The organism is Rudaea sp. (genome assembly GCF_047601565.1).
Classification (GTDB): domain Bacteria; phylum Pseudomonadota; class Gammaproteobacteria; order Xanthomonadales; family Rhodanobacteraceae; genus Rudaea.
In genome coordinates this window covers 1246322-1260002 of the sequence record NZ_JASGIY010000001.1, presented here as the reverse complement: position 1 = coordinate 1260002, position 13681 = coordinate 1246322, and the positions used below count along the sequence as shown (strand labels likewise).

The window sequence follows — 13681 nt, the reverse complement described above, 5'->3', positions numbered from 1 at the left end:
TGCGGTCATTGCCGCCTCCCAGCCAGCGCAGCTCAGCCCCTGCAGCGGATCCTGACCGAAAGGCACGTGGGGCAGCCCTCGAGCTTCTCGAACTCCGAGAGTTTCACCTCGGTGACGGTGTAGCCGAGATCCCGGATCATCGCCGCGCTCCGGGGGGCCGAGGCCGACATCAGCACCTCGGAATCGCTGAGGCACACGACGGCGCTGCCCGGCTCGGGCACCGCCATGAAGCGGTCGAAGAGTTCGGGGTGGTCGACCTCGTCGGGATAGCCGATGACGGTGCCGTCGGGGAGCGCGGTGACGGCTGTCTTGAGGTGCAGCACCGTCGTGACGGGTACGGTGACCACCGTGCCGCCGAGCGGGGCGAGGATCTGTCGCAACTGAGCGATGCCCTCGGCGTTGGTGCGGCCGCCGCGGCCGACGTAGACGGTGTCGCCGATCTTCAGCACGTCGCCACCGTCGAGCGTGCCGGGCTCGCGAATCTCGGCGACGGCGATGCCGCCGAGCGCCTCGATCGCGCGGCGCGTCCCTGCGGTTTCGGGCTTGCGGCTATCGGCGCCGGGGCGGGTGATGACCGCGACGTTGCGGAACATCAGCACGGTGTCTTCGACGAACACGGAGTCGGGACAGTCGTCGGCCGCCTCGACCTCGAGGGTCTGCCAGCCGTGCCGTTCGAGCGTGCGCACGTATTCGCGCCATTGCTCCCGGGCGAGGGGCAGATCGACCGGCACCTTCTCGATGTGACCGACGATGCCGTCGTCGAGAAGTGGGCTGGGCTGACGCACGAGAGCGATCTTCGACATGGGTTCCTCGGGTAGTGGCCGGGTGCGCGAGAATCTTATCCCCGATGTGAGGGCGTCCGGCAACGCCTATGCCTGCTCCAGTGCTTCGGCCAGGCGCTCGATCGCGACCATTTCCCGATCACCGACCCCTTTTCGGCGCGTTCGCGCGCGGCACGATCGCATCACGGAAGCCATGCGTCGCCGCTTCCTTGAGACACTCCTCGCAGATGTTTCCCATACCCGCATTCTCGTACAGGGCGAGAACGCGCCGACTATAAAATTTCGATTACTCATTTACGAAAGGCTCAATAATGTGGCGAACGCCCGGTACGTTGGCTGTGCGCCGCTTCCTCTCCTTCGTTTTGTCGAAAACAAGATTCTCGCTCGTCAGCACTGCCGCACTTCTTCTGCCACGCAGGCTCCTAGCGGATTTCGTGGATCACCGCCGCTCTTCCCTGGGCGAGCAGGCGACCCTGATATGCGGCACGGAATTCGTACTGCCAGCTCGTGCCGCCGTCGAGCAGCTTGACCGCGTGCACGTCGATCACGCTTGGCAGATCGTCGATGCGCGAAACGTGCAGACGCACGCCGCGCAGCGACACGAGCAAGCCCGGTGCCGCAACCTTGCCGGCACGCTGCGCGAGCAGCCCACCGTGCACGGCCATCGCCTGCGCGCCGTATTCGCACAGATGCAGCGCGCGCAGCATGCCGTCGCTGCGCAGCGGATTGTCGGCCAACGCGTGCGAGACTGCGGTCATGTGGATGCGCTCGTCGTCCCAAGTAACGACGGCATCGAGCAGGCTCATCGCGCCATGATGTGGGATCAGATGCTGCCAATGTGTCTTAACGATCATGCTGCGAATTCCTCGCCATGATCGTCGAAAGGCAGAAATGAAAACCGACGCCGAGCGCCACGGTTAGCCCGATCGCGCGCAGCACGGGCACCGTCGACGTGGCGAGCAGGCCGAACACGATCACGGCGGAGACCACACAGACCAGTGTCGCGTGCAGCGTGCGCCGCGCTTCGGCCGGATCGTCCACGCGGCGCTCGAAGAACAGCGCGTAATGCAGACCCAGGCCCGCCGCAAGCGTCAGCGCGACGAGATGGAACAGCGACAGCGACACGCCGCTCGCGCGCAGCACCGCCAGTACCAACAGCGTGGCGAGCGACATCGGCGCGATCACGTGCCAGGCGCGGCCCACATCGCGCAAGGCCACCGCGACCGCCGCGGCCAGCAACACGAGCGCCACGAGCAAGGCGACACCGATGCGCGCGCGGTAGTCGGCGACCAGCGATTCGGAGGCGGCTTTCAGATCGAGCAGGCGCACGCCGCCGCCGAGTCGCGCGGCCGCGAGCGCGAGCGCCGGTGCGTCATGCACGCCGCTCAGCGTGGCAAGGCCGAGCGTATGCCCGTTACTTTCGCTCAGCATCGTGGCGAGGCGCGCGCCGAGCATGGAAGCGCCGAAGACCTTCGGCGTCAGCAGCGGCAATTCGCGCGCGCTTTCCACATCGTCGAGGAACGGCGAGAACGGGCCGGGCTCGAAATCCGTGTCCTTTTCCGCGGCAGCCAGCGCGGCCTGCAACGCGTCGCGATCGGGCAGCTTGGCCCGGCGCGCCTTCTGCGTGGCGAGGCTGGGCAGATAGCGGCTCGGCAGTTCGACGTCATCGACGATCTTCGCGGAAATCCACTTTTCCACTTGTGGAGAAATTTTTTCGGACAGCGCGAGCACGCCGTCGGCGTCCGCCGCTTCGAGCACGAGCAGATAACGCACGTCGGGCGAGCCGAGCGCGGCGCTCAGTTCGCCCTGGCGCTGCAACAGCGCGGCCGGCACCGGCGTCAGCGCGGAAAGGTCGTTCTGCCATAACGGCGTCGGCGCGAAGCCGATCTCGGCGCAGGCGAGCACGAGCAGAATCCACGGCAGTGCGCGCAGGCGCGGCGCGGCATCGAGCCTCAAACGCAGGCGTTCCAGCCATGCCGATTCGGCGACGTCGCGGAAACGCGCGGGCAACACGGCCGGCAGCAGGAAACGCGTGACGAAGCCGGCGACGATCAGGCCCGCGATCGTGAACACCGCCAGTTGCTGCAGGCCTGCGACGCCCGATGCGAAGAACGCGAAATAGGCGATGCAGGCCGAGGCGATCGCAAGGCGCAGCAATGGCCACACGCCGAGCAGGCTTTCTCGCGCGCGCGCGCCGGCGCGGCGGTGGCTGAGCAGGCGCAGCGGATATTCCTGGGCGACGCCGAGCAGGGTGAAGCCGAACGCAAGCGTGATGCCGTGGATCGGGCCGAACGCGAGCGCGGTCGCGGCGATGCCGGCCAGCGCGCCGCTCGCGATCGGCAACGCCGCCCAGAGCAACGCGCCCGGATGACGGTAGGCGAGGAGCAGCAGCAACGCGAACGCGGCGGTGCCGATCGCGCTGAGCCATTCGGCTTGCGCACGCGTGTTCGCGTTGACGAGCACACTGAAATAACCGGGCCCGCTGATTTCCAGATGCGCATCCTTGCTGCCGGGCAGCGCGTCGAACTTCGCTTGCAGCGCGGCGATCGCGGCGGCCTGCGCGGACGGATCGAACGCCGCCGCCGCGGTCTCGACGAGCAGCAGCGCGCCGCCGTCGGGCGCGGCCCAGACGCCGTCGCGCAATTCGGGCGTTTTCGCCGGCGTCCAGCGCTGCGCGAGCTTGAGCACTTCCAGCGTCGGATCGCGCGCGAGCCAGGGCTTGAGCATGCCGGCCGCGGGCGAGGCGAGATCTTCGATGCGCTGCTGCAATTCCCCGCGCAGAAAATCGGCGTCGAGCGCGTGCGCATCGAGCGTGGTCGAAAGCAGATAACGGTACGGCAACAACGCGGGATCGAGCGCGGACGGATCGGTTTCGCCGTCGAGCGCACGGGTGAAACGCGCATCGCCGCGCAGCGACTGGGTCAGGCCGCGGCTCAGTGCGGCCACGCGCTCGAACGATGCCGACGGCGCGGTGATTTCGAGCAGCAGCAGGCGCGACGCCGGCCCGTCGCCAATCTGGTCGAGCAGAAGCCGCTGATCCGCATTGCGCGCCGGCGGCATGAAGGCGCGCAGGTCGCTCGTGATGACGAGGCTGCGCTGCACGGCAAAGCCGAGCGTTGCGAGGAGCAGAATCCAGACGCAGAGCAGAAGAGTGCGATGCAAGACGACCCACCCGCTCAACGTGAGGACTCGCCGCAAAGCCCGGCTGTCGCTTCGCGCGTCGGCGGATCGGGAAGCGCGGCCTTGGAGAGATCGCCGAGCAGCATCGTGCTCGCGTCGCCGTCGGCTTCGCGCAGCGTGAAGCAGCGCGGCTCGCCGCCGCGGCCGTCGACGATCATCGCCGAAAGCTGCTTCGCAAGCGCGGGCGAACGCGGTTTCAAGGTCAGGCGCCAGTCCGCGTCGCGCTGCACGGCTTCGACGCTGAAATCGCGATTCAAGGCAGCGCCGTCGCCGCCGAGCAGCGCGGAGAAGCCGGACAGCAGCACGCCGAGTTCGGGCGCGCGATCGAGCGAGAAACTGCGCTCGCCCTTGCCCTCGCGTTGCACGCGCACGTCGTTGCCGGCGATCGTCGTCGTCTCGCGGTACGGCGCGTCGACGCGCTTGCTCAGGCTGCCGGGACCGCCGTAACCCAACTCGCCGTGCAGCACGAGCGGACGCTTGAGCATGCGCACGAAACGCACTTCGGTATATGCCGTCCGCGACGGCGGCTCGCGACGCAGCGAGGCGACAAGTTTCGCCGTCTCCGCCGCAGGCTCAGCCGGCAGCGGCGGCGGCGGCGGCGCGAACGTCAGCGCGCTCAGCAGGACGATCCCAGAAATCATAGAAATTGAACCAATTGTAGGGGTATTGCCGCGCATAATGTTCGAGCCTTGCGGCGTAGCGCTGCGTCCAGGCCTGCAATTGCGCGACGCGGTCGGAACGTGGAATTTTTATACTTTGCGCAAAAGTCTCGAAGTGCAAATCGTAGCGGTTGCCGCCGCGGTAGACGCCGAACGCGAGCACGACGGGCAGGTCGAGCATCGAGGCGATCTGGTACGCCGCCGTCGGCAACTGCGCGCTGCGGCCGAAGAATTCGACCGGTGCAGTCGCTTCCCGCGCGCGCGGCCGGTCGGCGAGCAGGCCGATCAGCGCGCCCTGTTGCGCGGCATCGTGCAGCGACAGCGCGAGCGCGCCCGGATCGACGCCGGCATCGATCACGTTCGCGGCGACGCCCGGATTGAGCGCATGCAACAGTTCGTTGAGCGCGTGCGTCTGCTTCAAATCCATCACCACGCGCAAGTTCACGGCCGGCTCGTGCACGCTCAGCGCGCGCAGCGCCTCGAAGCTGCCGAAGTGCGAGCCGAGCAGCAGCACGCCGCGGCCGCGCGCCATCTCGGCTTTCAGATCGTCGAGGCCTTCGATGCGCAGGTCGAAGCGATGGAGGTTCTCGTCGCTAAGCAGGAAGACGCGGTCGAGAATGGTCGCCGCGTAACTGTGGATGTGCTTGAGAATGTCCCAGGCGCGCGCCGGACGGCCGAGCGCGACCGAAAGGAACTCGCGCGAATCGCGCCGCTCGCGCGCGCGGCGGAAAAAGAAATACAGCGTGATCGGATACAGCGCGGCGCGCGCGAAACCGCGGCCGGCATGGAGGCTCGCGGCGCGGATCAGCCAGATCGCGAAACGGCCGCCGGCTTCGCGGCGCTCGCTCCACTGCGCGCTCATGCCTGCGGCTCCGTTTCGGCAACGCCGCTCGCGATCGCTGCGTCATTGTGGAAAATGCTAAAATGTAGCTTCTTATCCTTTTCCTTGATGTGCAACTCGGCTTCCTGCTCCGGCAGCAGCGGAGCGAGAAACTTCACCTGCGGCAGGGCCGTTACGCGCGCGCCGAATTCGCGCTCGATCGCGGCGGCGACGCGATCGAGCAGCACCACGCCCGGCACGACGGGCCGGCCCGGAAAATGGCCGGGCAATGCGGGATGATCGGCGTCGATGCGAAAGCGCGTTGGAGTCATGCGCGGATGATAACCGCAGGGAATCTCTTGAAACCTACTACGCTTGATAATTTGCGCGCCGGCGGTGCTCGGAATCCTCATGTACATTTGAGTACACTCCGGTTCCTGCGCTCCGGCGTCGCGCAAATTCTCTTCGCTCGCTACGGTTTCAAGAGATTCCCCGCAATGCCGCGCGGCGGTTTCGGGCCTCAGCGTTCGATCAATTGCGGCCAGACGCGGGCCAGCGCGGCGAGAAAACCGGCCAGCGTATGCCGCGGCGCCTGCGGCAATAGCGCAGGGCGCAGGAAGAATTCGCCGAAGAACAGCGCTGCGACCGCAAGCGGCAGAACGGTCGTGCCGAACAGGCGAGGCGACGGCAGGCAAGGCAGGGAAAGCAAGCCGCGATCGCCCAGCAGGCAGAGCACGCACAGCGCCGTCAGCGCGAACTGGAAAACCGCCCACAGCAGCGTCAGCCGCCGCGCGTAGCGTACGACGCCTGCGTCGCGCAGAGTCGCCTCGCCGTCGATCGCCGCGATCGCGCGGGCGATAAGCGGCCTGCGCGGACGCAGCAGACTGCGCGCGAACAGCCAGCCGACGAAAGCCGCAATCGCGGCCGGCAGCAGGTCGATCGTCGCTGCGACGCCGCCGAACCACCACGCCGCGGCTTCGACCAAAGCCATCGCGGCGACCGCGCCGCGCAGCGTGCGCGGGCTGGCGAAGAACAAGAACGCCAGAGCCAGCGGCACCACCGCCGCGGTGATCGCATCGTCGTGCCGCCAGCGGCCGAGCAACGCCAGCGCGAGGATGGCGAGCCAGACGGCCGCGCGCATCGATCAGTTCGCGCGATGCGCTTCGAGATACTGCGACAGCGCGCGCAGACTGGAAAAGATGCGCTTGTTGTCGGCGTCGTCCGAACGCAATTGCACGCCATAGCGCTTGGACACGGCCAGCGCGAGTTCGAGCGCATCGATCGAATCGAGGCCGGTCTGCGCGCCGAACAACGGCGCTTCGGGGGCGAAATCTTCGGCCTTGATGTGTTCCAGATTGAGGCTGGCGACGATCAGGCTGGCGAGCTCGTGCTCGGCGGGCGTCTGCTGTGACATGTCGGGTTTTCCATAAGCTAGCGCGGCGAGGATACTGCGGTCGCGGCGGCCGCGCAGTGTATCATCGCCCCAACGAAAACCTTATGCCGCACGCGGCGATCCCATTCCTTTGTCTTCCGCAAAACCCGAATTCACAGAACCCACGCTTTCCGCAGGGACCGCCGCTCTGCCGCCGCTGCGCGTCGCCTATGAGGACGCGGCGCTCGACGCCATCCTTGGCAGCGGCGACGTGCTCGCCGTGTTCGGCTTCGGGACGCAGGCGCCGGCGACGAACGCGGACCCGCGCTATCTGCGCGTGAATCTCGAACCGGCCGGCGGCACGGCGCCGTTCGAGGTCTGGCGCGCGCGCGCGCGGGTGCATGCGCGACGCGAGAGCGGCATCGCCTGGGCGAGCGACGGCGACTATGCGTTCGGCGCGATCGAAGTCGCCGAATCTGTGCACGGCAGCGTCGAGAGGGCGACCGAGTTCGCCTACCGCCGCCTCGTCGAGACGATCGCGGCCAGCGATACGCCGCATACGCTGCGCATCTGGAACTATCTCGATGCGATCAACCTCGGCGAGGGCGACGACGAGCGCTACCGCCGTTTCTGCCTCGGCCGCGCCGCCGGGCTCGAAGCGCACGGCTTCGCCGACGCCTATCCTGCCGCGACCGGCATCGGCGTGCGCGACGGCCGCCGCGTGCTGCAGATCTACTGGCTCGCCGCGCGCAGCGCCGGCACGGCGCTCGAGAATCCGCGCCAGGTCAGCGCCTGGCGCTATCCGCGCCAGTACGGCATCAAGGCGCCGACCTTTGCCCGCGCGATGCGCGCGCCGACGCAGAATCCACAAGTATACGTTTCCGGCACCGCCGCGATCGTCGGCCATGCTTCGCACCATCGCGACGACCTGCGAGCGCAGGTCGCCGAAACGCTGGCCAACATCGACAGCGTGCTCGCCGCCGCACGCATCGCGCCCGCCGCGCGCTTCGGCGCCGGCGCCGCGCTCAAGGTCTACGTGCGCCGTGCCGGCGACGTCGAACCCATGCGCGCGCTGCTGCGCGAAAAGCTGCCCATGCGGACGCGCACGCTGTTCCTGCAGGGCGACATTTGCCGCAGCGAGCTACTGGTCGAGATCGACGGCGTGCAGGACGTGTGATCGCCGCCGATGAGGCCACCCGGCGGACATTGGCCGCCTTCTTCCGGAAACGGGCGTCCAACGTCACGCATCCGACGCCGAATACGCGCCCCGCGCCGTCTGCGCCAAAAAGAGAAACCCCCAGGGACAAGGACTGAAGCGGGGCCAGCGCGGAAGGCGATCCTTCATCTTCGCCGCCGCGTCGCCGGAAACAGCGAACGCCCGCCGACGACGAATGCACCGATCCACCAGGTCAGCGCGGCGTTGTAGACGAGGTGGCCCTGCTTGGGCACGTCGGCGAGGCCGTCGCCGAGCACGGTCACGGTCAGCGTGCCGAGCGTGACGACGAGGGTCAGCACGGTCACGGTGAGCAGGCGCGGCCAGGCGCGCCAGCGCTGGCGCCAGAACAGCACGACGAACGCCGCGAACGGGGCGCCGAACAGCAGTGCGCGCAATGCGGGCCGTTCGGCGAACAGATCGCTCCATGAGACGAACTGCGGCGGCAACGACGCGAAGTCGCCGCCTTCGACGAGACCGAGTCCCGGCGCAACCCACGGATGCAGGTTCGCGAGGCCCGCCCAGCCGAGGCGCAGCGCCATGTCCGGTTCGCGCAGCAGCGCGGCGAGTTCGCGCGAGCGCGACATGTTCGTCAACTCCGGGCACAGCTCGACCGGAAAACCCGGCATCTGCCAGGCGCGCTTGCCCGAATATTGCAGGCATTGCGGCGACAGGCCGAGAAACCGCGCGGTCGCGGCCGGGTCGCGCGCGGTCGGCAACAGTGCGGTGAACACGACGTCGGCCTGGTTGAACACGTTGATCGAGCGGATCGCCTCGCTGTCCCGCTGCAACTGCACGGCCTGGACGACAAGGCCGGCCAGCGCGCCGAGCAGCAGCGCGTTGCCCTTCCACAGCCACGCGCGGTCGCGCCAGCGGCCGATCGCGAGCATCGCGACGGCGATGCCGAGCGGCAACACGATGTGCTGGATCTTGCTGAGCGCGAGCGCCGCCGCGGCCAGCGCGAGCAGGGCGAAGGCATGGCCGCGCGCGGGCCGGCCTTCGTGGATCAGGATCAGGCCGGCAACCGCATAGAGCGCGAGCAACGCCGTCCACTCGGCGTAGAACGTGTTCAGGTAGATCGTATTGGCCGGATCGGCGAGCAGCAGCGGCAAGAGCAGGGCATTCGCGAGCGCCGACCACGGCTCGCACCGGCGCAGCCAGGCCACGGTGAAACCGAACCACAGCGCGAGCATCGCCGCGATCTTGAACGCGCCGATCCAGCGCACTGAATGCGCCGTCGCGCCGCCCATGGCTTCGGCGACGCGGAACACGGCCGCCGCCGCGCCCTGGAACAGCAGTTCGGTCGACCAGTAGCAGATCGGATCGGCAACGGCGACGAACTTGTAGTGCGCGTACGGCGCGGCGGGGCTGTTGCGGGTGGGCGGCACCGACGCAGGACGGTCGGGATAGAGGCCGAAACAGGCGCTGTAGCGCACCTCGTCGTAGCTGTTGGCCAGCGCGATCAGCGGTTCGTGCATGGCCAGCGCGCCGAGGCGCCAGAGGCCGACCGCAAGACATGTCGCAAGCGCGAGCCACAGCCAGCACGGCCTGCCGGCGCGCTGCGCGGCAGCGGCTCCGGAATGAAACGCGGCGGGTTCGGCGACTGGCATGAGGGCCGGGAGTCTAAAGTCGCTTCGTGACGGAAACAATCGTTGGGGGCCGCGCGCAAAACGTGATGCGGTTCGCGCTCGCAAGGTCGATTGTGCACGCGTGACCCCGCCAATCGCAACGCGGACGCCGGCAATGTGCGGTGCTAGACTTTTTTCCACACGAACAGGCGCCATGCGCCTTGGAGGGGCCATGAAGCAGCAACTGGGGCATTACGATCTCGTCGCCGAGCTCGGCCGCGGCGGCATGGGCGTGGTCCACAAGGGCTACGAGCCGTCGCTGAACCGCTACGTCGCGATCAAGGTGCTGGCCGATTCGCTCGCGCACGATCCCGCGATCAAGGAGCGTTTCCTGCGCGAGGCGCGCAGCATGGCCGCGCTCAACGACCCGCACATCATCCAGATCTATTTCATCGGCGAGGACGAGGGGCAGACGTTCTTCGTCATGGAATTCGTCGACGGCGAATCGCTCAGTTCGGTGCTCAAGCGCGAGCACCGGCTCAAGCCCGAACAGGCGGCCAAGGTGATCTACCAGACCGCGCTCGGCCTCGCCACCGCGCACGACCGCGGCGTGATCCACCGCGACGTCAAACCCGGCAACATCCTGATCGACAGCCGCGGCAACGTGAAGATCGCCGACTTCGGCATCGCTCTGTCGAGCGCGGACCTGGCGAAGAAGCTGACCTCGACCGGCGAATTCGTCGGCACGCCGGGCTATCTCTCGCCCGAAGTCTGCCTCGGCAAGCTGGTCGACCAGCGTTCGGACATTTTTTCGCTGGGCATCGTGCTGTTCGAGATGCTCGCCGGGCGCATGCCGTTCACCGACGAATCGCCGCTCGGCCTCATGCTCGAGGTGGTCAAGGCCGAGATTCCGGACGTATGCTCGCTCAACGCCGACGTCGACCCGGAACTATCGCGCATCCTCTCGCGCATGATCGCCAAGGAACCGGCCGACCGTTATCAAAGCTGCCAGGAACTCGCCGCCGATCTCGCCCGCCACCCGTTGCTCGCCAACGGCACGACGCTGCAGCTGCGCACCCAGCCCTCGCCGGCCGCGGCCACCGTGGTCGGCATGAAGACGCCGGGCTCGGGGCAGAACGCGCTGCCGAACACGCCGCCGGCACCGCGTCCGCTGCCCGACGTGACGCCCGCGCCGACGCGGGTGGCCACGCCGCCCCGCGCGCAGACCACGCTACCGGCGATCACCGTTCCCGACAGCGCGCACCAGTCGCTGCTCGAACGCCAGGCCGCCGCGTCGGCGAAGAACAAATCGGGCTCGGCCGCGCTGCCGCTCGCAATCGCGGCCCTGTTGCTGCTCGGCCTCGGCGGCGGCGCCTACGCCTACCGCGACCAGCTCGGCTTCCTGAAGCAGTGGCTGCCGGCCAGCGTGGCCGGTCCGACAGCCTCCGTGCCGGCGCAGGTTGCCGCGACGGCGACAACGGATACGCAACCCGTCGCGGTACCTGCGAGCGCGCCCGCGACGGCTTCCCCCGCCGACACGCAACCGGCCACGTCGGCGGCGACAACCGCGGCGACGGTGGCGTCCGCAAATGTGGAAAATGCAGCAAAAGATGCAAACGCTGCAAATTCCACTTCTGCCGCGGGCGGTGCTTCGCTGGCCGATCTGACCGGAAACAACGCTTCGTCTTCCGCTGCGCCGGCAGCGACGGCGGCCGCTGCGACTTCGACGACGTCCGTCGCGACCGACAACATCGCCGCGCCCGCCCCGGTCGAATCACCAAAACCACTCGCACCGTCCATGACCGCGCAGACCGCCAAGGCGACCCCGCCGCCAGCGCCCACAGCGCCGCCGAAACCGCACGTGCCGACGATAGGCATCACGTTCAGCGGCGACCGGCGCGCCGCGGAACCGGCCGCGCGCATGCTCAAGGCGCAATTGACCGAGCAAGGCTATGTCGTCGAAATGGTCGCCTCGCGCGCCAGCGCCCGCGGGCGTGTCGACGCACTCGTCATCGTCGCCGCCGAGCCCACCGGACAGATGGACGTCTCGGCCTATGGCCAGGCCAACACGGCGACCACCGCTGTGCTGAACGTGAACGTGTTCGAGATGAAGACCGGCCGTGAACTGAGCGATTTCAGCGAATCGATCGTCTACACCGGCCTTGCGGCGAAGGGGCAGGCCGAGGAAGCGGTGCAGGAGATGGCGCCGAAGATCGAACCACGGCTGCGCGCGTACCGGCCCGGTTCCGCCCGCTACTGATCGGCCGATTCGCAGGTCGCCCGGAGATTCACGGCAGGCTGCGCGGCGCCGCGCCGCGCCCGAGCAGCTCGCGCGCATAGCGGTAGCCGGACGCAATGGCGCGTTCGTATTCGTGCCAGTCGAGCAGGCCGATGTCGCGCATCGGCGGCGCGAGCAGCAGGCTGGTCTGCGCGCGCCGCGCCGCGCTTGCGGCTTCCGCATTGACCATGCCCGCACGCAGCAGGATGTTGAGGATGCCCGGCCGCGGCTTGCGGCGCAGATGATCGAGCACCGTGCGCCACAGCGCAGGCAGGAACGCTTCCTCGACCTTGGCCTTCAGCACGTCGTCGGCGCCGATGTCGATGCCGATGACGTCGCCGACTTGCGCCGCGCGCATCGGATCGACCGGCAAGTTGTTGATCACCGCGCCGTCGACGAACACTTCGCCGCGATGGAACACCGGCGGCAGCACGCCCGGAATCGCGCTCGCCGCGCGCAGCCAGAACCAGAGCGATCCCGCTCGATGCACCTGCGCCACGCCCGCCGTCAAGTTCGCGGTGACGGCGTAGAACGGCAGCGGCAGATCGGTGATGTCGCGTTCGCCGAACGCGGCGCGCAACAGGCGCGCGACGCGATGGCCGCGGGTCAGCGAGATGAACGGAAACGTGTAGTCGCGCAGCGGTTTGCCGTCGACGAAGGCGCGCCGGTAATTGGAGAACATCTCCTCGTCCGACCAGTCCAGCGCGACGCCGGCGCCGATGATCGCGCCGATCGAGGTGCCGCCGACGCAGTCGATCTGCTGGCCGTCCTCGCGCAGCGCGCGCACCACGCCGATCTGGGCGAAGCCGCGCGCGCCTCCGCCCGAGAGGACGAGGCCCAGGCTGCGTCCGGTCAGAAGGCGTGCGAGGCGTTCGATGTCGGTCGCGGCGCGATCGCCGCGCACGTGATGGTGGCGCGCGCCGCACAGCTGGCTCAGCCACGCCGTCGCGCGGCCCAGGCCGATGTCGCCGGCATGCAGCAGGACCAGATGACGCGTGCGCAGCGGCTTGTGCGTGGCGTTGATCCAGGCGACCTCGGGCCATGGGCTGGCCGCATCCGCGGCGTTGACCGGCAGCAGGAACGCATCGGCCTGGCGCGCGCATTGCTCGCGCCACGCGCTCTCGCCCGCATCGCCGAGCAGCAGGACGTAGCGATGCGCATGCTCGACTTGGTGCAGCCACGCCGCATCGCGCCCGCGGGCGACGGTCGCGTCGATCAGCGCGCAAGAGCCGTAGCGCGACAGCATGGCCTCGAGGCTGCGCGCAAAGCCGTGCGCGTCGACGCCGGCGTCGTGCGGCAGGATCGCGAACGTGCGCGGCGCCGAGTAGCGCACCTGTTCGGGTCGATCGAGCAGATATCGCGCGGTGACCCCGACCGTGTGCATCATCGCCTGCGGATATTTCCCGACGAGACGATGGAACGCCTGCGCCGACAGTCGCAGCACGACGCTGTCGCGCAGCGCGCGCACGAGCGAACGACGCGGCGTCTGCGCAATCAGGCTGATCTCGCCGGCCACCTCGCCGACGCCGATCATGCCGAGCAGGACGACCGTGGCGCCGGGTTCGCGCCGGTACGCGGCGAGGCCGCCGCTGCGCACGACGTAGAGCGCGTCGGCGACGTCGCCCTCGTCGAACAGCACCGCGCCGCCCGGCAGCATGCGCGGTTCCAGCGCCAGGGCGAGCTCGGCGATGCCCGCGGCATCGAGCGGGGAGAACAAAGCGATGCCGCGCAGGAATGCCGGCAAGTCGTTCGGCGAAGGTGCGGGATCGTGGCCGCTCATGCGTTCATGCTAGCGCCGCGGCGACTTGA

Annotated in this window: 12 protein-coding genes; 2 read left to right on the top strand and 10 right to left on the bottom strand. The window is 68.5% G+C overall.

Annotation, left to right across the window (positions count from 1 at the left end; all coding sequences use genetic code 11):
- Positions 1-32: 32 nt before the first annotated feature.
- The 8 genes from ddaH to QM741_RS05360 form a co-directional block, all read right to left on the bottom strand.
- Positions 33-803: a dimethylargininase gene (ddaH, locus tag QM741_RS05395; RefSeq protein WP_415206707.1), complete on the bottom strand. Its 771-nt coding sequence runs from the start codon at positions 801-803 to the stop codon at positions 33-35.
- Between the two features lie 401 nt (positions 804-1204).
- Entirely contained in the window at positions 1205-1636 is a 432-nt protein-coding gene (locus QM741_RS05390) for a phosphotransferase (protein WP_415206706.1), read from the bottom strand.
- The gene (locus tag QM741_RS05385; RefSeq protein ID WP_415206705.1) at positions 1626-3944 is read right to left on the bottom strand and encodes an MMPL family transporter; all 2319 of its coding nucleotides are present in this window, start codon (positions 3942-3944) and stop codon (positions 1626-1628) included. The genes QM741_RS05390 and QM741_RS05385 overlap by 11 nt, the downstream gene beginning before the upstream one ends.
- 14 nt (positions 3945-3958) lie before the next feature.
- Complete coding sequence (locus QM741_RS05380) at positions 3959-4603, bottom strand: LolA-related protein (protein WP_415206704.1); 645 nt, start codon at positions 4601-4603, stop codon at positions 3959-3961.
- Positions 4536-5483, bottom strand: a complete 948-nt coding sequence (locus tag QM741_RS05375; RefSeq protein ID WP_415206703.1) for an acyltransferase — start codon at positions 5481-5483, stop codon at positions 4536-4538. Before QM741_RS05375 ends, QM741_RS05380 begins: the two co-directional genes overlap by 68 nt.
- On the bottom strand, positions 5480-5773 hold the full coding sequence (locus QM741_RS05370) for a hydroxymyristoyl-ACP dehydratase (RefSeq protein ID WP_415206702.1): 294 nt from the start codon (positions 5771-5773) through the stop codon (positions 5480-5482). Before QM741_RS05370 ends, QM741_RS05375 begins: the two co-directional genes overlap by 4 nt.
- A 188-nt stretch (positions 5774-5961) precedes the next feature.
- A complete protein-coding gene (locus tag QM741_RS05365) occupies positions 5962-6582 on the bottom strand; it encodes a hypothetical protein (protein WP_415206701.1) in 621 nt (206 codons plus the stop codon).
- 3 nt (positions 6583-6585) lie between these two features.
- Positions 6586-6855 carry a phosphopantetheine-binding protein gene (locus QM741_RS05360; protein WP_415206700.1) on the bottom strand — a complete coding sequence of 90 codons (270 nt, stop codon included), beginning with the start codon at positions 6853-6855 and terminating at the stop codon, positions 6586-6588.
- 109 nt (positions 6856-6964) lie between these two features.
- Between QM741_RS05360 and QM741_RS05355 the strand changes: the two genes are divergently transcribed.
- The gene (locus tag QM741_RS05355; RefSeq protein WP_415206699.1) at positions 6965-7990 is read left to right on the top strand and encodes a pteridine-dependent deoxygenase; all 1026 of its coding nucleotides are present in this window, start codon (positions 6965-6967) and stop codon (positions 7988-7990) included.
- A 164-nt stretch (positions 7991-8154) separates the two neighbouring features.
- Here the strand turns inward: QM741_RS05355 and QM741_RS05350 are convergent, their stop codons facing one another.
- Positions 8155-9636 carry a hypothetical protein gene (locus tag QM741_RS05350; protein ID WP_415206698.1) on the bottom strand — a complete coding sequence of 494 codons (1482 nt, stop codon included), beginning with the start codon at positions 9634-9636 and terminating at the stop codon, positions 8155-8157.
- Between the two features lie 190 nt (positions 9637-9826).
- Between QM741_RS05350 and QM741_RS05345 the strand changes: the two genes are divergently transcribed.
- Entirely contained in the window at positions 9827-11854 is a 2028-nt protein-coding gene (locus tag QM741_RS05345; protein ID WP_415206697.1) for a serine/threonine-protein kinase, read from the top strand.
- 28 nt (positions 11855-11882) lie between these two features.
- Here QM741_RS05345 and QM741_RS05340 read toward each other — a convergent pair whose 3' ends face one another.
- Positions 11883-13652 carry a patatin-like phospholipase family protein gene (locus QM741_RS05340; RefSeq protein WP_415206696.1) on the bottom strand — a complete coding sequence of 590 codons (1770 nt, stop codon included), beginning with the start codon at positions 13650-13652 and terminating at the stop codon, positions 11883-11885.
- Between the last annotated feature and the right edge of the window lie 29 nt (positions 13653-13681).

What these genes read in the sequence shown, in the direction of transcription:
- ddaH (WP_415206707.1), bottom strand. Translation starts at nt 803, where the DNA reads ATGTCGAAGATCGCTCTCGTGCGTCAGCCCAGCCCACTTCTCGACGAC.
- QM741_RS05390 (WP_415206706.1), bottom strand. Translation starts at nt 1,636, where the DNA reads ATGATCGTTAAGACACATTGGCAGCATCTGATCCCACATCATGGCGCG.
- QM741_RS05380 (WP_415206704.1), bottom strand. Translation starts at nt 4,603, where the DNA reads ATGATTTCTGGGATCGTCCTGCTGAGCGCGCTGACGTTCGCGCCGCCG.
- QM741_RS05375 (WP_415206703.1), bottom strand. Translation starts at nt 5,483, where the DNA reads ATGAGCGCGCAGTGGAGCGAGCGCCGCGAAGCCGGCGGCCGTTTCGCG.
- QM741_RS05370 (WP_415206702.1), bottom strand. Translation starts at nt 5,773, where the DNA reads ATGACTCCAACGCGCTTTCGCATCGACGCCGATCATCCCGCATTGCCC.
- QM741_RS05365 (WP_415206701.1), bottom strand. Translation starts at nt 6,582, where the DNA reads ATGCGCGCGGCCGTCTGGCTCGCCATCCTCGCGCTGGCGTTGCTCGGC.
- QM741_RS05360 (WP_415206700.1), bottom strand. Translation starts at nt 6,855, where the DNA reads ATGTCACAGCAGACGCCCGCCGAGCACGAGCTCGCCAGCCTGATCGTC.
- QM741_RS05350 (WP_415206698.1), bottom strand. Translation starts at nt 9,636, where the DNA reads ATGCCAGTCGCCGAACCCGCCGCGTTTCATTCCGGAGCCGCTGCCGCG.
- QM741_RS05345 (WP_415206697.1), top strand. Translation starts at nt 9,827, where the DNA reads ATGAAGCAGCAACTGGGGCATTACGATCTCGTCGCCGAGCTCGGCCGC.
- QM741_RS05340 (WP_415206696.1), bottom strand. Translation starts at nt 13,652, where the DNA reads ATGAGCGGCCACGATCCCGCACCTTCGCCGAACGACTTGCCGGCATTC.